The sequence below is a fragment of the Streptomyces adustus genome (assembly GCF_009377175.1).
Lineage (GTDB): Bacteria > Actinomycetota > Actinomycetes > Streptomycetales > Streptomycetaceae > Streptomyces > Streptomyces adustus.
Genome location: NZ_VJZD01000030.1, coordinates 1 through 18612, shown reverse-complemented (window position 1 = coordinate 18612; position 18612 = coordinate 1). Strand labels below are relative to the sequence as shown.

Sequence of the window (18612 nt, the reverse complement as noted above, 5' to 3'; positions counted from 1 at the left end):
ACCACACCGAGTGCGGTGCCGGACCAGCGCGTGACAGACGCGTGCAGCCGGCCCAATCCCAGGCAGTCACCCGACCCGCGAGTCGCCGGTACGTCCGGCCGGCCCCTCTTTCGGAGGGCCAGACTCGCGGGTCGTCTGCGTTCCCGGACGGATCCGAGGCAGGTCGACGGCCCGGGCGACCTCAGTGGCCGATGTCCTCGTAGCCCTCGATCTCGCGCGGGTCGCGGGGGCCGGGGCCGATGTAGCGGGCGGAGGGACGCACCAGGCGTCCGGTGCGCTTCTGCTCCAGGATGTGCGCCGACCAGCCGGCCGTACGGGCGCAGGTGAACATCGACGTGAACATGTGGGCCGGGACCTCGGCGAAGTCCAGCATGATGGCCGCCCAGAATTCGACGTTGGTCGCCAGGACCCGGTCCGGGCGACGGTTGTGCAGCTCCTCCAGCGCCGCCTTCTCCAGCGCCTCGGCGATCTCGTAGCGCGGGGCGCCGAGCTCGCGGGCCGTACGGCGCAGCACCCTGGCGCGGGGGTCCTCGGCGCGGTAGACGCGGTGGCCGAAGCCCATCAGGCGCTCGCCGCGGTCGAGGGCCTGCTTGACATAGGCCTCGGCGTCGCCCGTGCGCTCGATCTCCTCGATCATGCCGAGCACCCGGGAGGGGGCGCCGCCGTGCAGCGGTCCGGACATGGCGCCCACCGCGCCGGAGAGGGCGGCGGCCACGTCCGCGCCGGTGGAGGCGATGACCCGGGCGGTGAAGGTGGAGGCGTTCATGCCGTGCTCGGCCGCCGACGTCCAGTAGGCGTCGACCGCCGCCACGTGCTTGGGGTCGGGCTCGCCACGCCAGCGGATCATGAACCGCTCGACGACCGACTGCGCCTTGTCGATCTCGCGCTGCGGGACCATCGGGCGGCCCTGGCCGCGGGCCGACTGGGCGACGTAGGACAGCGCCATGACGGCGGCGCGGGCGAGGTCCTCGCGGGCCTGCTCGGCATCGATGTCCAGGAGCGGTTCGAGGCCCCAGACGGGGGCGAGCATGGCGAGCGCGGACTGGACGTCCACCCGGATGTCACCGGAGTGCACCGGGATCGGGAACGGCTCGGCGGGCGGCAGGCCGGGGTTGAAGGCGCCGTCGACGAGGAGGCCCCAGACATTGCCGAACGAGACGTGGCCGACCAGATCCTCGATGTCGACGCCCCGGTACCGCAGCGCGCCGCCCTCCTTGTCCGGTTCGGCGATCTCCGTCTCGAACGCTACGACTCCTTCGAGTCCGGGTACGAAGTCGGACATCAGGCGGCTCCTCATGATGTGTGCGACGGATGATGTTGTGGGGCCGAGAACCGGGACCGAGAACCGGGACCGGGGACCGGGCGAAACGGTGGGTCGGCGTACGCCCCACGGATCCACGGTCGTCTGCGACGGCTCGCGGTCCTGGGCGCCCCTCCTGGTGATGCCCCGTGCGGTCGGCGGTCATCCAACCAGGACGCCATCAGCACCATATCCCCGAGTGTCACCTTTGGGGAGTGCTTGCGGCACTGAGTGCCACCCCGATGATCCGGGACAGCACCCGGTGGCGGACATGCATACGGCAAGATGACCGCGTGAACGCCGCCCACGACGCCGCCGCCCTGGATCCCGCCTCGATGCGCAAGCAGTACCGGGCCGAGGGTCTCGCCGAGTCCGATCTGGCCGCCACGCCCGTGGAGCAGTTCGCCCGCTGGTTCAGGCAGGCCGCCGCGGAGGCACACCTGTTCGAGCCGAACGCCATGATCGTCTCGACGGTGGACGCGGAGGGCAGGCCCAGCTCCCGTACGGTGCTGCTGAAGCAGTTCGACGAGCACGGCTTCGTCTTCTACACCAACTACGACTCCCGCAAGGGCCGTGACCTGGCCGGGAACCCGAACATCTCGCTGCTGTTCCCCTGGCACCCGATGGCCCGCCAGGTCATCGTCCAGGGCGTGGCACAGCGCACCGGCCGGGACGAGACGGCCGCCTACTTCCGCACCCGGCCGCACGGTTCCCAGCTGGGCGCCTGGGCCAGCACCCAGTCCAGTGTGGTCCCCTCCCGCGCCGAGCTCGACGCCTCGTACGCCGACCTGGAGGCCCGCTATCCGCAGGGCGAGCAGGTCCCGGTCCCGCCGCACTGGGGCGGTTTCCGGGTGGCCCCGCGGACGGTGGAGTTCTGGCAGGGCCGCGAGAACCGGCTGCACGACCGGTTGCGGTACGTGGCGGAGGCGGACGGCGGCTGGCGCACGGAGCGGCTCAGCCCCTGAGCCGGCCGGTCACGGCGCCCGGCGCCGTGACCGACCCGGGCCTCGGGCCTCGGGCCCGCGGTGCCCCGTCGTGGGCCTCAGTCCCGCAGTGCCCCGTCGAGGACGGCCGCCCACTGCGCCACGACCCGTTCGCGGCGCTGGCGGTCGTCGGTGAGCAGATTGGCCAGGCCCAGGCCGCGGGCCATGTCCAGCAGGCCCTGGACCGTCTCGCGCACCCCGGGCCGGGACTCGTCCGCGCCCAGCAGGTCGACGGCTATCCGGTGGGTCTCCCGGCCGACCCGGGCCTCCAGCTCGATCACCCGCGGGCTCAGCTGCTCCTCGTTGGAGGCGGCCACCCACAGATGCAGCGCGGCCCGGAACAGCGGGCCGGTGTAGAGGTCGACGAGGGCCGACACCACCTCGCGCCGGTCCTGGGCGGCGCCCTCGGGGAAGAGGGCGCGCAGCGCGCCGGAGCGTTCCTCCGCGACGTACTCGACGGCCGCCGTGAACAGGTCCTCGCGGGTCGGGAAGTGGTGCTGGGCGGCGCCCCTAGAGACCCCGGCGCGCTCGGCGACGACCAGCACCGTGGAGCCCGCCCAGCCGTGCTCGGCGAGGCAGGCGACCGCGGCCTCCAGCAGCCGCTGCCGGGTGGCCCGGCTGCGGTCCTGCTTGGGGGCGCGGTCGCGGTCGGCTGTGGTCACAGCACCCATGCGGGATCCCGTCGTTCGAGGAAGGCCGTCATCCCCTCCCTGGCCTGCGTGGAGGAGAACAGCCGGGCCGAGAGCGCGGTGAGGTCGGCCGCGTCCTGGTCGAATGCCTCCAGCACCCTAGCCGTGAGCAGCGCTTTCGTCTCGGCCAGCGCCCCCGGGGCGGCCTTGCGCAGCCCGTCCAGGACGGGCTCCAGTACGTCGTCCACGTCGTCGCCCGCCACGGTCAGCAGCCCGGTCCTGACCGCCTCGGCGGCGTCGAACCGCTCGCCGGTGAGGTAGTAGCGGGCGAGGGCGCGCGGGTCGGCGCGGGGCAGCAGGGTGAGCGAGATGACCGCCGGGGCCACCCCGATCCGCACCTCCGTGAGCGCGAAGCTGGCGTCGTGGGAGGCGGCCGCGATGTCGCAGGCGCCGAGCAGGCCCAGGCCGCCCGCCCGTACGTGCCCGGTGACCCGGGCCACGACCGGCTTGGGCAGCTCGACGATGCCCCGCAGCAGGGCGACCAGCGCGTCCGGGTGCGGCGGGTCGCGCAGGTCGGCGCCCGCGCAGAAGGTGTTGCCGGTGTGGGTGAGGACGACCGCGCGCACGTCGTCGTCCCCGGCGCAGTCGGCCAGCGCGTCGGCGAGCTCTCCGACGAGCGCCGCGGAGAGCGCGTTGCGGGTGTCCGTGGCGTCGAGGCTGAGCGTCTGCACGCCCCGCTCTCGGGTCCGTCCGACCAGGGTCATGCCCGCTCCTTCAGCTCTCGGCGCAGTGTCTTCCCGGAGGCGGCCCGCGGCACCGCGTCGATGAAGGTGACCTGCCGGACGCGCTTGTAGGGGGCGACGCGCTCGGCGACGTACATCATGACCTCGCCCTCGGTGAGGTCGCCGGCGGCGGCCTGCTGGGCGACCACGAAGGCGTGCGGTATCTCGTTGCCGTCCTCGTTGCGGACGCCGACGACGGCGGCGTCGGCGATGGCGGGATGGGTGAGCAGGATGGCCTCCAGTTCGGCGGGGGCCACCTGGAAGCCCTTGTACTTGATGAGCTCCTTGACCCGGTCGACGACGAACAGCCAGCCGTCGTCGTCGACATGGCCGACGTCCCCGGTGTGCAGCCAGCCGTCGGCGTCGATCATCTCGGCGGTGGCGTCGGGGCGGCCCAGGTAGCCCTTCATGACCTGGGGGCCGCGGATCAGGATCTCGCCGGGCTCGCCGACGTCGAGGTCCTTGCCGGGGTCGTCGAGGGAGACGATCCGCATCTCGGTGCCCGCGATGAGCCGGCCGACGGTCCCGGGCGGCGCGTCGGCCATGGCGTCCAGCGGGACGACATGGGTGCCGGGCGACAGCTCCGTCATCCCGTACGCCTGGCCGACCGGCGGCAGGCCGAGCCGCCGGGAGCAGGCCGCGGCGAGCTCGGCGTCCAGCGGGGCGGCGGCGCTGACGATGTACTTCAGCGACGACAGGTCGTACTGCGTGACGGCCGGGTGCTTGGCCAGGGCGAGGACGATCGGCGGGGCCACGTACAGGCCGGTGATGCGGTGGTTCTGGATCGCCGCGAGGAAGGACTCCAGTTCGAAGCGCGGCAGGACGACGACGGTGGCGCCCTTGCGCAGCGGCGCGTTCATCAGGGCCGTCAGGCCGTAGATGTGGAAGAAGGGCAGCACGGCGAGGATGCGTTCGCCGGGGCCGGTGTCGACCGCGGGCTCCAGCTGCGCCAGGTTGGTGGCGATCTGCCGGTGGGTGAGCATCACGCCCTTGGGGACGCCCGTGGTCCCGGAGGAGTACGGCAGGGCCGCGACGTCCTCGGCCGGGTCGACGGCGACCTCCGGTTCCGGCGCCTCGGAGGCGAGCATGTCGATCAGCGAGCGGTGCCCCGGCGCGCTGTCGCAGACGAAGATCTCCTGCACGCCGCCGGCCAGCTCGGCGGCCTCGCGCGCGCTCGCCAGCAGCGGTGACACGGTGACGATCCAGCGGGCCGCCGAGTCGCGCAGCTGCTTGGCGAACTCCTGCGCCGTGGCGAGCGGGTGCACGGTGGTGACGGAGGCCCCCGCGCGCGTGGCGCCGTAGAACGCGACCGGGAAGGCGACCGTGTTGGGGCTGTGCAGGGCGAGCACGTCGCCCTTGCGCACCCCCGCCTCGGCCAGCGCGGCCGCGACCCGCCGGTGGAACCGGTCGACCTGTTCGTACGTGAGGGTGGTGCCGTCGGTGCCGTCCACCAGGGCGGGGGTGTCCCCGAACTCGGCGGCCCGGCCCAGTACCGCCTCGTGGATGGGGAGTTCGATGGCAGGGACGTCTGCGTACGCGCTGCGGAACACGGTTCCTCCTCGCACAACGTTGTGCTGGATCAGTACGACTTGGGCAGACCCAGGGTCTGGTGGGAGATGTAGTTGAGAATCATTTCCCGGCTCACCGGAGCAATACGAGCCACACGGGAGGCTGTTATCAATGTGGCGAGGCCGAATTCACGGGTGAGGCCGTTGCCGCCGAGGGTGTGCACCGACTGGTCGACCGCCTTCACACAGGCCTCCCCGGCCGCGTACTTGGCCATGTTGGCGGCCTCGCCCGCGCCGAGGTCGTCCCCCGCGTCGTACAGGGCGGCGGCCTTCTGCATCATCAGCCGGGCGAGTTCGAGGTCGATGTGCGCCTGTGCGAGGGGGTGGGCGATGGCCTGGTGGGCGCCGATCGGGACCTTGAAGACGGTCCGCTCCCGCGCGTACTCGATCGCCCGGGCCAGGGCGAAGCGCCCCATGCCGATGGCGAACGCGGCCGTCATGATCCGCTCCGGGTTGAGGCCGGCGAACAGCTGGAGCAGCCCGGCGTCCTCGTCGCCGACGAGCGCCTCGGCGGGCAGCCGCACCTCGTCCAGGACGAGCTCGAACTGCTTCTCCGCGCCGTGCAGTTCCATGTCGATCGCCCGCCGGGAGAAGCCCTCGGCGTCCCGCGGGACGATGAACAGACAGGGCTTGAGGCTGCCGGTACGGGCGTCCTCGGTGCGGCCGACGATCAGGGTGGCGTCGGCGATGTCGACACCGGAGACGAAGACCTTGCGGCCGCTGAGCAGCCAGTCCCCGCTGTCGCCGTCCCGGCGGGCGGTGGTGGTGATCCGGTGCGAGTTGGAACCGGCGTCGGGCTCGGTGATGCCGAAGGCCATCGTGCGGGAGCCGTCGGCGAGGGCGGGCAGCCACTCCCGCTTCTGCTCCTCGGTGCCGAAGCGGGCGATGACCGTGCCGCAGATGGCGGGCGAGACGATCATCATCAGCAGCGGGGCGCCGGCCGCGCCGAGCTCTTCGAGGACGATGGACAGCTCGGCGATGCCGCCGCCGCCCCCGCCGTACGCCTCCGGCAGGTTGACGCCCAGGTAGCCGAGCTTGGCGGCCTCCTGCCACAGCTCGCTCGGGTAGCCGCCTTCCGCGACGACCCGGGCGAGGTAGTCGCGGCCGTAACGCCTGCCGAAGGCGGCCACCGCGGCGCGGAGGTCCTGGTGCTCTTCGGGCTCGATGAGGGTGCTCATGGTGCTCCTTCGAGTGCGGTTCGTCATGGGCGGGCGCGCTCGTGCCGCGGGACCGCACGGGCTGCGGTCCCGCGTCCCGTCGTCAGGCCTGCTGCACCACGGCCAGCAGCGTGCCGACCTGCACCTGCTGTCCCACGGTCACGGGGAGGGAGGTGAGGGTTCCGTCGGCGGGTGCCGTGATGTGGTGCTGCATCTTCATCGCCTCCAGCCAGAGGATCGGCTGACCGGCGGCGACGGCCGCGCCGGGCTCCAGCCCCTCGGCGATCCGCACCACCGTGCCCGGCATGGGGGCGACGAGGGAGCCGGGCGCCTGCTGGGCGGTCGGGTCGGGGAAGCGGGGCAGGGCGGTCAGCGCGGTGGCGTTGACGTGGACCCGATCGCCGTAGCACGCGACCTCGAACCTGCGCTGCACACCGTCCACTTCGAGTACGACGAGAGCGGCGTCGGCGTGCACGACCCGCACCCCGTCGGCGGTCAGGCCGTCCCGGGTGTGCCGGTAGTGGACCTCGTGCTCCTCGCCGGCCATGGCGTAGCGCCTGGTCTGCGGCTGGGACGGCAGGTTGCGCCAGCCGCCGAAGCGAGAGCGGCCGCGGGCGGCGGCCAGGGCGGCGGCCAGCGGGGCGTGCGGGTCGGCCGGAGCGCCGTCGGTGAGGGCGGCGAGGTGCCGGTCGTAGAAGCCGGTGTCCATCCGGCCGGCGGTGAACTCCTCGTGGCGCAGGGATCGTACGAGCAGGTCCCGGTTGGTGGCGGGGCCGTGCACCGCCGTGCGCTCCAGGGCGCCGGCCAGCCGGCGGAGGGCCTCGGCGCGGGTGGGGGCGTGGGCGACCACCTTGGCGAGCATCGGGTCGTAGTGGACGCCGATCTCGTCGCCGTCGGTGTAGCCGGTGTCCAGGCGGACGCCGTCGGGGACGGCGAGGCGGTGCAGGATGCCGGTCTGCGGGGCCCACCCGCGGGCCGGGTCCTCGGCGTACAGACGGGCCTCGACGGCGTGGCCGTCCGGGCGGGGCAGGGTGCCCGCCAGGGCGTGCCCCTCGGCGATCCTGATCTGCTCGGCGACCAGGTCGATGCCGAACACGGCCTCGGTGACGGGGTGTTCGACCTGAAGGCGGGTGTTCATCTCCAGGAAGTGCGCCCGGCCGTCGGCGACCAGGAACTCGACCGTGCCCGCGCCCACGTAGTCGACGGCCCGGGCGGCGCGCACGGCCAGCGTGTGCAGTTCGCGCTCCAGCTCCTCGGGGAGGCCGGGTGCGGGCGCCTCCTCGATCACCTTCTGGTGACGGCGCTGGAGGGAGCAGTCGCGGGTGCCGAGCGTCCACACCGTGCCGTGGGTGTCGGCGAGGACCTGCACCTCGACATGGCGGCCGTTCTCGACGTAGGGCTCGACGAACACCTCGCCGTCGCCGAAGGCGCTCGCGGCCTCGGCGCGCGCGCCCTCCAGCGCGCCGTCGAGGTCGGCGAGCCGGCGCACGATCCGCATCCCGCGCCCGCCGCCGCCCGCCGCGGCCTTCACCAGGACGGGCAGGTCGGCCTCGGTGACCTCGCCCAGCGGGGCGAGGCCCATCAGTTCCTTGGCCCGGGTCTTGGACGCCATGGCCTCGATCGCCTCCGGCGGCGGACCGATCCAGACCAGGCCCGCGTCCAGGACGGCGCGCGCGAAGTCGGCGTTCTCGGACAGGAAGCCGTAGCCGGGGTGCACGGCGTCCGCGCCGGCGGCGACGGCCGCCTTCACGATCAGGTCGCCGCGCAGATACGTCTCCGCGGGGGTCGACCCGGGCAGCCGTACCGCCGTGTCGGCCGTACGGGTGTGCAGGGCGTGCGCGTCGGCGTCCGAGTGCACGGCGACCGTCCGGATGCCCGCCTCGCGGCAGGTACGGAAGACACGGCAGGCGATCTCGCCGCGGTTGGCGACGAGGACGGAAGAAATCACGTGTACGGACCTCACATCCGGAAGACGCCGAAGCCGCCGCGCGCGCCCTCGAAGGACGCGGTGTGGACGGCCGACAGGCACAGGCCGAGGACGGTGCGGGTGTCGCGCGGGTCGATGACGCCGTCGTCGTACAGCCGCCCGGACAGGAACATCGGCAGCGACTCGGACTCGATCTGCTGCTCGACCATGGCGCGCAGCCCGGCGTCCGCCTCGTCGTCGTACGGCAGCCCCTTCGCGGCGGCCGACTGGCGGGCGACGATCGACAGCACTCCGGCCAGCTGCTGCGGGCCCATCACCGCCGACTTGGCGCTGGGCCAGGCGAACAGGAAGCGCGGGTCGTAGGCCCGTCCGCACATGCCGTAGTGCCCGGCGCCGTAGGAGGCGCCCATGAGGACGGACAGGTGCGGCACCTTCGAGTTGCTGACCGCGTTGATCATCATCGCGCCGTGCTTGATGATGCCGCCCTGCTCGTACTCCCGGCCGACCATGTAGCCGGTGGTGTTGTGCAGGAACAGCAGCGGGATGTCGCGCTGGTTGGCCAGCTGGATGAACTGGGCGGCCTTCTGGGACTCGGCGCTGAACAACACCCCCTGGGCGTTCGCCAGGATGCCGACGGGATAGCCGTGCAGGGTGGCCCAGCCGGTGGTCAGGCTCGTCCCGTACAGCGGCTTGAACTCGTCGAAGTCGGAGCCGTCGACGATCCGGGCGATGACCTCGCGCGGGTCGAAGGGGGTCTTGAGGTCGCCGGGGACGATCCCCAGCAGCTCCTCCGGGTCGTACTTGGGCGGCTCGGCCGGGCCCGGATCGGGGTAGGCCTTGCGGTGGTTGAGCCGGGCCACGACCCGCCGTGCCTGGCGCAGCGCGTCCTGCTCGTCGACCGCGAAGTAGTCCGCGAGCCCCGACACCCGGGCGTGCATCTCGGCGCCGCCCAGCGACTCGTCGTCGCTCTCCTCGCCGGTGGCCATCTTCACCAGCGGCGGCCCGCCGAGGAAGACCTTCGCCCGCTCCTTGACCATGATCACGTGGTCGGACATGCCGGGGACGTAGGCGCCGCCCGCGGTCGAGTTGCCGAAGACCACGGCGACGGTGGGGATCCCGGCGGCGGACAGCCGGGTCAGGTCCCGGAAGATCGCGCCGCCGGGGATGAAGATCTCCTTCTGGGAGGGCAGGTCGGCGCCGCCGGACTCCACCAGGCTGATGCAGGGCAGCCGGTTGGCGAGCGCGATGTCGTTGGCGCGCAGCGCCTTCTTCAGGCTCCATGGGTTGGAGGCGCCGCCGCGCACGGTGGGGTCGTTGGCGGTGATCAGGCACTCCACGCCCTCGACCACCCCGATGCCGGTGACCAGCGAGGCGCCGACGGCGTACTCGCTGCCCCAGGCGGCCAGCGGCGACAGCTCCAGGAAAGGGGTGTCGGGGTCGAGCAGCAGCTCGATGCGCTCCCGGGCGAGCAGCTTGCCGCGCCCGCGGTGCCGGTCGACGTACTTGGGGCCGCCGCCGGCCAGCGCCTTGGCGTGCTCGGCGTCCAGGTCGGCGAGCTTGGCGAGCATGGTCTCGCGGTTCGCCCGGTGGTCCGGGCCGTTGACGTCCAGCGCGGACGGCAGGACCGTCACAGCAGCACCTCCGGTATGTCCAGGTGACGGGAGCGCAGCCACTCGCCCAGGGCCTTGGCCTGCGGGTCGAAGCGGTGCTGGGCGGCGACGCCCGCGCCGAGGATCCCCTCGACGACGAAGTTCAGGGCGCGCAGGTTGGGCAGGACATGGCGGACCACGCGCAGACCGGCGGTCTCCGGCAGCAGTTCGCGCAGCCGTTCGACGGTGAGGGTGTGGGCCAGCCACCGCCAGGCCTCGTCCGTCTCCACCCAGACCCCGATGTTGGCGTTGCCGCCCTTGTCGCCGCTGCGGGCACCGGCGACCAGGCCGAGCGGAGCCCGCCGGGTCGCCGCGTCCGGCGGCGACGGCTCGGGCAGGGCGGGCTCCGGCACCTCGTCGAGTACGAGGGTGTCGGGGGCGGCGGGCACGGCGACCCGGCGTCCGTCGTGGAGCACCGCCAGATGTTCGACGGCGTCCTGAGGGACGTACGCGGCCTCGAAGACCCCGTAGGGCGCGCCCTTCCCGGGTGGCGCCACCACATGGAAACCGGGGTAGCTCGCGAGGGCCAGCTCGATGGCCGCACCGCTCAGCGCCCGTCCCACGGACGTCTGGTCCTGGTCGCGCACGACCAGCCGCAGCAGCGCGCTCGCGGTCTCCTCGGTGTCGGCGTCCGGCCGGTCGGTGCGGACCAGGTCCCAGCGGACCTCGGCGGGCGGAGACTTGGCGAAGGCGTCCGCCATCTGCTCCCGCACCAGCGCGGCCTTCGCCTCGATGTCGAGGCCGGTGAGGACGAAGACGACCTCGTTGCGGAAGCCGCCGAAGCGGTTGAGGCCGACCTTGAGGGTGGGCGGCGGGGCCTCCCCGGTGACGCCCTCGACCCGCACCCGGTCGGGGCCGTCCTGGGTGAGCCGTACGGTGTCCAGCCGGGCTGTGACGTCGGGGCCCGCGTACCGGGCGCCCCCGGTCTCGTAGAGCAGCTGGGCGGTGACCGTGCCGACGTCGACGAAGCCGCCGGTCCCGGGATGCTTGGTGATCACGCAGCTGCCGTCGGCGTGGAGTTCGGCGAGCGGAAATCCGGGCCGACGCAGGTCATGGGCCCGGTCACGCTTGTGGAAGAAGGCGTAGTTGCCGCCGGTGGCCTGGGTCCCGCACTCCAGGATGTGTCCGGCGGCCACGGCCCCGGCCAGCCGGTCGTGGTCGTCCGGCGTCCAGCCGAAGTGGGCCGCGGCGGGCCCGGTGACCAGGGCCGCGTCGGTGACCCGCCCGGTGACCACGACGTCCGCGCCCTCGCGCAGGCACCGCGCGATGCCGAAGCCGCCGAGGTAGGCGTGGGCGGCGAGGGCGCCGGGGTGACGGGCCAGCAGGTCGTCGCCCTCGACATGGGCGACCCGGACCGGGATGCCCAGCCGGTCCGCCAGCTGCCGTACGGCGTCCGCGAGTCCGGCCGGGTTGAGGCCGCCCGCGTTCGTCACGATCTTCACGCCCCGCTCGTGGGCGAGGCCGAGGCCCTCCTCCAGCTGCCGCAGGAAGGTGCGGGCGTATCCGGCGGCCGGGTCCTTCATCCGGTCGCGGCCCAGGATGAGCATGGTGAGTTCGGCGAGGTAGTCGCCGGTCAGCACGTCGAGCTCGCCGCCGGTGAGCATCTCGCGCAGGGCGTCGAAGCGGTCGCCGTAGAACCCGGAGGCGTTGCCTATCCGCAGGGTCACCGCGCGGCGCCCTTCGGGGGACGTCCGGTGCCGGGCAGCCCGGCGAAGGCCTGGGCGAGGTCGAGCCAGCGGTCGGCGTCGGGACCCTCGACGCGCAGGTCGAGGTCGGACCGGTGGGCGCGCTGGGTGACCAGCAGGCAGAAGTCGAGGGCGGTGCCGCTGACGCGCTGCGCGGCGCCCTCGGGCCCGTACGCCCAGTCGGCGCCGGAGGGCAGGACCAGCTCGACGCGGAAGCTGTCGGCGGGCGGGGTGAGCCCGTGGATGCCGAAGGCGAAGTCGCGGGTGCGCACCCCGAGCCGGGCCACATGGCGCAGCCGGTCGGTGGGCTCGCGGACCACGCCGAGCGCGTCGGCCACGTCCTGGGCGTGCGCCCAGGTCTCCATCATCCGGGCGGTGGCCATGGAGGCGGCCGACATGGGCGGGCCGTACCAGGGGAATCGGGCCCCGGCCGGGGACTCGCGCAGGGCCAGGTCGAGCGCGGCGCGCCCCTCCCGCCACCCTGCCAGCAGCACGTCGGACGGTTGCCGGGCGCCCTCCTCGGCACCCTCGTCCACGAACGAGTCCGGCGCCGCGAGGGCCTTCTCGACCAGGCCGTGGAAGGCGTCGGCGTCCGTGACGGAGAGGTGGGCGGAGTGGTCGGTCCAGGCGAGGTGGGCGATCTGGTGGGCGACGGTCCACCCGGGCGCGGGAGTCGCGAGCTCCCACTGCTGTGGACTCAACCCGGCCACAAGCCGGTCGAGTTCATCGCTCTCGTCACGCAGATCATCGAACACTGGCGTCGGATCGGACATGCCGGGGAGCATGCCAGCGGGCCCAGAAACAATCAAGCATGCTTGCATGAATTTGTTCGGACGGGACGCCGCCCTCACTCACGCCCGCAGGAGCGGGCCGCCACGGCGTCCTGAGCCCAGGAGCTCTCGGCGCAACGCGCGACAGCAGCGGACGGTCGTCAGGACAGCGGGTCCGGGGTGATCTGCCAGATGCTGACGAGCTCCGAGCGCGGCGTGACCATGTACACGAAGAAGCCATCTGCCACGAACGCGTGCTTCGCGCCTTCGTCGGCGCCCTGATACGCGGGACCGTGGAGGTGAAGCGCCTCGGCCGCCCGGACCAGTTCGTCCGCCGTCTTCTCCACTTCGGCGACGAACCCGGGCGGCGCCCCGACTGCCACCGTCTCCTCGTCCGGGACGTACTCCCAGCGCCAGGTCACTTGGCGAGCACCGTCCTGGAGGCGGCGCGGTAGATACCACTCGCGGTGCTCAGATGCTCGCGAGCTTCGTCCGGCTTGACCGCGACGTGGGCGAGGTATTCGGCCCGGTGGTACGCCTTCGCCGTCTCCGGGTGGCGCTCGATCTCGATCAGCGCCGCCCAGTGGTTGAGGAAGGCGTGGACCGGCCTGAGCGAACCGTGGTCGACGGCTTCGGCGAGGGCTTGATCCTTGGCCCGGTCGTAAACGGTCAGAAGTTGCGGCGCGACAACGGCACAGGCGGCACGCAAAGCGCCCGGAGTACGTTCCGGTCGCGGGATCAGCGGTCCGCCGCCGGCTGTTTCGCTGTGCTGCGTACCCATCCGCCGTTCCCTTCACGTCTCCGACCGACGGGCCGGCCGTGCGCCGGCGCCGGCTCGGGGCACGAACCCGACTCTAGTACCCGGCCGTACGGTCACACCCCGGAAAACGTCAGGAAGCGCTCGGCGGCACCGCTGCCTTCCCGCGGCCCACCTGGGTGCGTACCGCGCCCATGCTCGCGCCGATGACCAGCGCGATCGCGGCCGCCTGTAGGGCGGTCAGGGCCTGGTCCAGGATGAGGAAGCCCGCGGCCGCGGCGATGGCCGGCTCCAGGCTCATCATGATCGCGAAGGTGGAGGCGGGCAGCCGGCGCAGGGCGAGGAGTTCGAGGGTGTAGGGCAGGACGGAGGAGAGCACGGCCACCCCGGCGCCCAGGCCGAAGGTCACCGGGTCGAACAGCTTCGTCCCCGACTCGGCGAGCCCCAGGGGCAGGAACAGCAGCGCTCCGACCGCCATCGCGAGGGCGAGCCCGTCGGCCTGCGGGAAGCGGCGGCCGGTACGGGCGCTGAAGACGATGTACGCCGCCCACATCGCGCCCGCGCCCAGGGCGAAGGCGACGCCCACCGGGTCGAGGTCGCCGAACCCTCCGCCGCCGAGGAGGAAGACACCGGCGAGGGCCAGCCCCGCCCAGACCAGGTTGAGCGCGCGACGGGAGGCGACCACCGACAGCGCGAGCGGGCCGAGGACCTCCAGCGTGACGGCCGGGCCCAGCGGGATGCGGTCGACGGCCTGATAGAAGAGGCCGTTCATCGCGGACATCGCGATGCCGAAGACGACGACCGTGCCCCAGTCGGCGCGGGAGTGGCCGCGCAGTCGCGGACGGCAGACGAGCAGCAGGACCAGAGCCGCCACCAGCAGTCGCAGGCTCACCACGCCGAGCGCGCCGGCCCGCGGCATGAGGGTCACGGCGAGGGCTCCGCCGAACTGGACCGAGACGCCCCCGGCCAGAACCAGTCCGACCGGCCCGAGCGAGCCGAACCGGCGGGGCGCGCCACCCGTGGGGACGGGCACGGGGTCCGTCGCCGAAGTCGGCGAGGACGAGGGGGTGGTGGCGCTGGGGGTGGTCACAGGCGGTCCTGGGGCTGGCTCGGATCAGAGATCGTTCATCGTGATGCACTTCCGAGTCCAGGGTAATGGACTCCGTCAGGAGTGTGAACCCTTGACGGGACTGTTCCGAATGTCGAGATCGACAGCCCCGTCGAACGCCTTGTGGCGGTGCCGGGTCAGCGGCGGGCCAGGTAGAGCTCCAGCGTCCGGTGCAGCAGCCGGTTGAGCGGGAAGTCCCACTCGCCGAGGTACTCGACCGCCTGCCCGCCGGTGCCCACCTTGAAGCGGAGCAGGCCGAGCAGATGGTCGGACTCCTCCAGCGTGTCGGTGATGCCCCTCAGGTCGTAGACGGAGGCGCCCAGCCGGTGGGCGTCGGTCATCATCCGCCACTGCATGGCGTTGTTGGGCTGGACCTCGCGCCTGCGGGCGGTGGAGGCGCCGTAGGAGTACCAGACGTGGTCGCCGACGGTCAGCATGGTGGCCGCGGCCAGCACCTCGCCGTCGTGATGGGCGAGGTAGAGCCGCATCCGGTCGGGGTGCTCGGAGTTGAGCGCCGTCCACATGCGCCGGAAGTACGACAGCGGGCGCGGGGCGAAGCGGTCCCGCTCGGCGGTCTCGGTGTACAGCTCGTAGAACACCGGCAGGTCCTCCTGCCCGCCCGGCACGATCTTGACCCCGGCCTTCTCCGCCTTCTTGACGTTGCGCCGCCACTGCTGGTTGAGCCCGCCGTGGACGTCCTCCAGCGACCGCCCGGCGAACGGCACCTGGAAGACGTAGCGCGGCTGCCCGGCCGCGAACCCGTCCTCCCCTCCGGCCGCGGCCTGCCGCCAGCCCATCCCGCGCAGCCGGTCCGCGACCTGCGCGGCGAGCGGCTCGGACGAGGTCGCCTCCGCCTCTCCCAGCCGCCGGACGCCCGGATCCGCGATCGCCGCCTTGACCGCCTCCGCGCTCCAGCGCCGTACGACGACGGGCGGCCCCATCTTGACCGAGAACGCGCCCCGCGCCTTCAGCCGGTCGAGCATCGGCCGCAGCCATCGCTCCAGGTCGGGCGCGGACCAGTCGATCACCGGCCCCTCCGGCAGATACGCGAGGTACCGCTTCAGCCGGGGCAGCGGTCGCAGCAGCACCAGACCCGCCCCGACCTGCCGCCCGTCCTCGTCGAACCAGCCCAGGCTCTCCGCCCGCCAGTCGGGCTTCACGTCACCCCAGGACGGGATCTGGAGATGGCTGACGGAGGGGCGGGCCGAGACGAAGGCGAGGTGCTGGGCGCGGCTGATGGGCTGGACGCGGAAGGTCATGCGCGGGGCTCCCTCGTGCGATTCCTGGCGATACGCGGCTCATCGGCCAGCCTAGGAGGGCTCGCCCGCTTCGTCCTGCGCCACTCGCCCGCTCCGTCCTCTCCGCCGGCTCCGTCCGCCCGCGCCGACGACCCGGCCGGGGCCCGGCCGGAGGCTCCACCCGGAGGTCCCTCCGGCGGCGGGCCCACTACTCCGTCCGGGGGCCACCGGGGAGGTCCGCCCCACCGGCCCGGCCGCACACCCCCGCCCGGTCGGCCCATCGCTCCGGCCGCGCTCAGCCGACCCCGTCCGGCCCCGCCGATCGCCCGTCCGGCCCCGCCGATCGCCCGTCCGGCCCCGCCGATCGTCCGTCCGGTCCGCTCGGCAGGCTCTCCGCCAGCACCTCCGCCAGATGTCTCCCCCGCACCCCGGCCAGCTGCTCCAGCTGCGTCCGGCAGGAGAACCCGTCGGCCAGCACCACCGTCCCGGCCGCCGCGGCCCGCACCGACGGCAGGAGCCGTTCCTCGGCGCACGCCCTCGACACCTCCTCGTGCCCCTTCTCGAAGCCGAAGTTGCCGGCCAGTCCGCAGCAGCCGCCGCCGAGCTCGCCCGTCAGTCCCGCCGCCGTACGCAGCCGGCGGTCCGGTCCGTCGCCGAGCACCGCGTGCTGATGGCAGTGGGTCTGGCCGACGACCGGGCGGTCGACGCGGGGCGGAACCCAGTCGGGAGCGTGCTGTTCGAGGACCTCCGCGAAGGTGCGGACGCGGGCCGCGAGGAGGGCCGCGCGCGGGTCGTCGGCCAGCAGTTCCGGCAGGTCGCCGCGGAGCGCGGCGGCACAGCTCGGCTCCAGGACCACGACCGGGGCGGCCGTCTCCAGCACCGGCGCCATCAGGTCGAGGGTGCGGCGCAGCACGGCGCGGGCGCGGTCCAGCTGGCCCGTGGAGAGGTACGTCAGACCGCAGCAGACCCGGTCGTGACGCGCCGTCAGCAGAGCGGCCGCCGACCTCGTCCGGCCGTCCGCGATCCGGCCCCGCGGCGACCGCAGCGTCGGCGGCAGCGCCACCCGCAGGCCCGCCGCCTCCAGCACCCGGACGGCCGCCCGTCCCACGGCGGGCGAGAGGTACTCGGTGAAGGTGTCCGGCCACAGGACGACCAGGTCACCGGACCCCGGGTCGCCCGCCACCGCACCGCCCGACCCCACATCACCGGACCCCGGGCCACCAGTGGCCCGTCGGCCCCGCCACCACCGGCTGAACGGCTCGGCCGCCAGCCGGGGGATCTCCCGCTCCGGGGAGATCCCGCCGAGCCGTTTCGCCGCCCACGCCAGCGGCCGTACGCGGGCGAGCGCGTTGAGCACCCGTACCGCGCGCGTCCGGGCGGCCCAGCGCAGCCACACCGGCAGCCGTCCGAGCGTGTGGTGGGCCATGGGGCGGCGGCGCCCGGCGTAGTGGTGGTGCAGGAACTCCGCCTTGTACGTGGCCATGTCGACCCCGACCGGGCAGTCCGAGCGGCAGCCCTTGCAGGACAGGCAGAGGTCCAGCGCGTCCCTGACCTCCGGGGAGCGCCAGCCGTCCGTCACCAGCTCACCCGCCAGCATCTCGTGCAGCAGCCGGGCGCGTCCCCGGGTGGAGTGCGCCTCCTCGCCGGTCGCCCGGAAGGACGGGCACATCACCGCGGGCCCGGACACCTCGGTCGTACGGCACTTCGCCACCCCGACGCAGCGGCGCACCGCCGCCGCGAAGTCGCCGCCGTCCGCCGGATAGCCGAAGGCCACGTCCACGGGGGTGCGCGGCAGCACGGAGAAACGGAGATTCGCGTCCAGCGGGGCCGGGCGCACCAGCATCCCGGGGTTGAGCAGGTCGTCCGGGTCCCAGACCGCCTTCGCGCGCTCGAAGAGCGCCACCGTCTCCGTGCCGTACATCCTCGGCAGCAGCTCCGCGCGGGCCTGCCCGTCGCCGTGCTCTCCGGAGAGCGAGCCGCCGTGGCCCACCACCAGATCGGCGAGCTCCTCGGAGAAGCGGCGGAAGCGGCCCACACCCGCCGCGGTGAGCAGGTCGAAGTCGATACGGACATGGATGCAGCCGTCCCCGAAGTGCCCGTACGGGGTGCCCCGCAGTCCGTGCGCGTCCAGCAGCCGCCGGAAGTCCCGCAGATACGCGCCGAGCCGGGCGGGCGGCACCGCGCAGTCCTCCCAGCCCGGCCAGGCCTCGGAGCCGTCCGGCATCCGGGTGGCCGTGCCGCTCGCGTCCTCCCGGACCCGCCACAGCGCGCGCTGCCCGGCCGGGTCCGTCACCACCAGCGCGTCCACGGCGTCGGCCGCCCGGACGACCTCTCGGGCCCGCGCGTGCGCCTGGGCCGCCGTGTCGCCGCCCGTCTCCACGAACAGCCAGGCCCCGCCCCTGGGCAGACCGGCCGTCCCGCGCACCAGGTCGGCCGCCATCCCCTCCACCGTCAGCGGACCCAGCGGGAGCAGCCCGGCGGCCGCCTCGGCGGCGGCGCCCTCGTCGGCGTACCCCAGCACGGCGAGGGCGACCGCGCGGGGTGCCTCGACCAGTCGTACGACCGCTTCCGTCAGCACACCGAGGGTGCCCTCGGAACCGCAGAACGAGCGGGCGACGTCGGCGCCCCGCTCGGGCAGCAGCGCGTCCAGGGCGTACCCGGAGATGCGGCGGGGCAGCTCGGGGAAGCCGGTGCGCAGCCGCGCCAGTTCGCCCTCGGCCAGCTCCCGCAGACCGTCCGGCGCGCCGGCCCAGCCCGGTCCGAGGCGCGAGCGCGCGCCGCGCGCGGTGATCACCTCCAGCTCGCGCACGCTGTCCGCGGTGGTCCCCCAGGCCACCGAGTGCGCGCCGCAGGAGTTGTTGCCGATCATCCCGCCGAGCGTGCACCGGCTGTGGGTGGACGGGTCCGGACCGAAGCGCAGCCCGTACGGCGCGGCGGCCTCCTGGAGGCGGTCGAGGACGAGCCCCGGCTGCACGACGGCCGTCCGCGCGTGCGGGTCCAGCGAGACGAGCCGGTTCAGGTGCCGGGTGAAGTCCAGCACCACCCCCGTCCCCGTCGCC

15 protein-coding genes are annotated in these 18612 nt (G+C 73.6%); 1 reads left to right on the top strand and 14 read right to left on the bottom strand.

What is annotated here, in order from left to right; translation table 11 throughout:
- Positions 1-181: 181 nt before the first annotated feature.
- Positions 182-1282, bottom strand: coding sequence for a citrate synthase 2 (locus FNH09_RS10380; protein WP_152886463.1), 1101 nt, complete (start codon positions 1280-1282; stop codon positions 182-184).
- Between the two features lie 353 nt (positions 1283-1635).
- On the opposite strand from FNH09_RS10380, the gene pdxH reads away from it, so the two are divergent.
- On the top strand, positions 1636-2265 hold the full coding sequence (pdxH, locus tag FNH09_RS10375; protein ID WP_238426596.1) for a pyridoxamine 5'-phosphate oxidase: 630 nt from the start codon (positions 1636-1638) through the stop codon (positions 2263-2265).
- A gap of 77 nt (positions 2266-2342) precedes the next feature.
- Here pdxH and FNH09_RS10370 read toward each other — a convergent pair whose 3' ends face one another.
- The 13 genes from FNH09_RS10370 to FNH09_RS10310 form a co-directional block, all read right to left on the bottom strand.
- Positions 2343-2954 carry a TetR/AcrR family transcriptional regulator gene (locus FNH09_RS10370; RefSeq protein WP_152886462.1) on the bottom strand — a complete coding sequence of 204 codons (612 nt, stop codon included), beginning with the start codon at positions 2952-2954 and terminating at the stop codon, positions 2343-2345.
- Complete coding sequence (locus tag FNH09_RS10365; RefSeq protein ID WP_152886461.1) at positions 2942-3676, bottom strand: enoyl-CoA hydratase family protein; 735 nt, start codon at positions 3674-3676, stop codon at positions 2942-2944. The genes FNH09_RS10370 and FNH09_RS10365 overlap by 13 nt, the downstream gene beginning before the upstream one ends.
- Positions 3673-5244 (bottom strand): AMP-binding protein, encoded by a 1572-nt coding sequence (locus FNH09_RS10360; protein ID WP_162468361.1) that lies wholly within the window; start codon positions 5242-5244, stop codon positions 3673-3675. Before FNH09_RS10360 ends, FNH09_RS10365 begins: the two co-directional genes overlap by 4 nt.
- A 29-nt stretch (positions 5245-5273) precedes the next feature.
- Positions 5274-6440 (bottom strand): acyl-CoA dehydrogenase family protein, encoded by a 1167-nt coding sequence (locus FNH09_RS10355; RefSeq protein ID WP_152886459.1) that lies wholly within the window; start codon positions 6438-6440, stop codon positions 5274-5276.
- 82 nt (positions 6441-6522) lie between these two features.
- Positions 6523-8367 carry an ATP-binding protein gene (locus FNH09_RS10350; RefSeq protein ID WP_162468360.1) on the bottom strand — a complete coding sequence of 615 codons (1845 nt, stop codon included), beginning with the start codon at positions 8365-8367 and terminating at the stop codon, positions 6523-6525.
- An 11-nt stretch (positions 8368-8378) separates the two neighbouring features.
- Positions 8379-9977, bottom strand: coding sequence for a carboxyl transferase domain-containing protein (locus FNH09_RS10345; protein WP_162468359.1), 1599 nt, complete (start codon positions 9975-9977; stop codon positions 8379-8381).
- Entirely contained in the window at positions 9974-11662 is a 1689-nt protein-coding gene (locus FNH09_RS10340) for an acyclic terpene utilization AtuA family protein (protein ID WP_162468358.1), read from the bottom strand. The genes FNH09_RS10345 and FNH09_RS10340 overlap by 4 nt, the downstream gene beginning before the upstream one ends.
- Positions 11659-12453, bottom strand: coding sequence for a TIGR03084 family metal-binding protein (locus tag FNH09_RS10335; protein ID WP_152886458.1), 795 nt, complete (start codon positions 12451-12453; stop codon positions 11659-11661). The genes FNH09_RS10340 and FNH09_RS10335 overlap by 4 nt, the downstream gene beginning before the upstream one ends.
- 158 nt (positions 12454-12611) lie before the next feature.
- On the bottom strand, positions 12612-12872 hold the full coding sequence (locus FNH09_RS10330) for a hypothetical protein (protein ID WP_162468357.1): 261 nt from the start codon (positions 12870-12872) through the stop codon (positions 12612-12614).
- Positions 12869-13231 (bottom strand): DUF6247 family protein, encoded by a 363-nt coding sequence (locus tag FNH09_RS10325; RefSeq protein ID WP_152886457.1) that lies wholly within the window; start codon positions 13229-13231, stop codon positions 12869-12871. The genes FNH09_RS10330 and FNH09_RS10325 overlap by 4 nt, the downstream gene beginning before the upstream one ends.
- Before the next feature lie 109 nt (positions 13232-13340).
- Positions 13341-14297, bottom strand: a complete 957-nt coding sequence (locus FNH09_RS10320; protein WP_162468356.1) for an EamA family transporter — start codon at positions 14295-14297, stop codon at positions 13341-13343.
- A gap of 155 nt (positions 14298-14452) precedes the next feature.
- A complete protein-coding gene (locus FNH09_RS10315) occupies positions 14453-15574 on the bottom strand; it encodes a lipid II:glycine glycyltransferase FemX (protein ID WP_152886456.1) in 1122 nt (373 codons plus the stop codon).
- Positions 15575-15848: 274 nt separating this feature from the next.
- On the bottom strand, positions 15849-18612 hold a 2764-nt coding region (locus tag FNH09_RS10310; protein ID WP_152886455.1), incomplete at its 5' end, for an FAD-binding and (Fe-S)-binding domain-containing protein.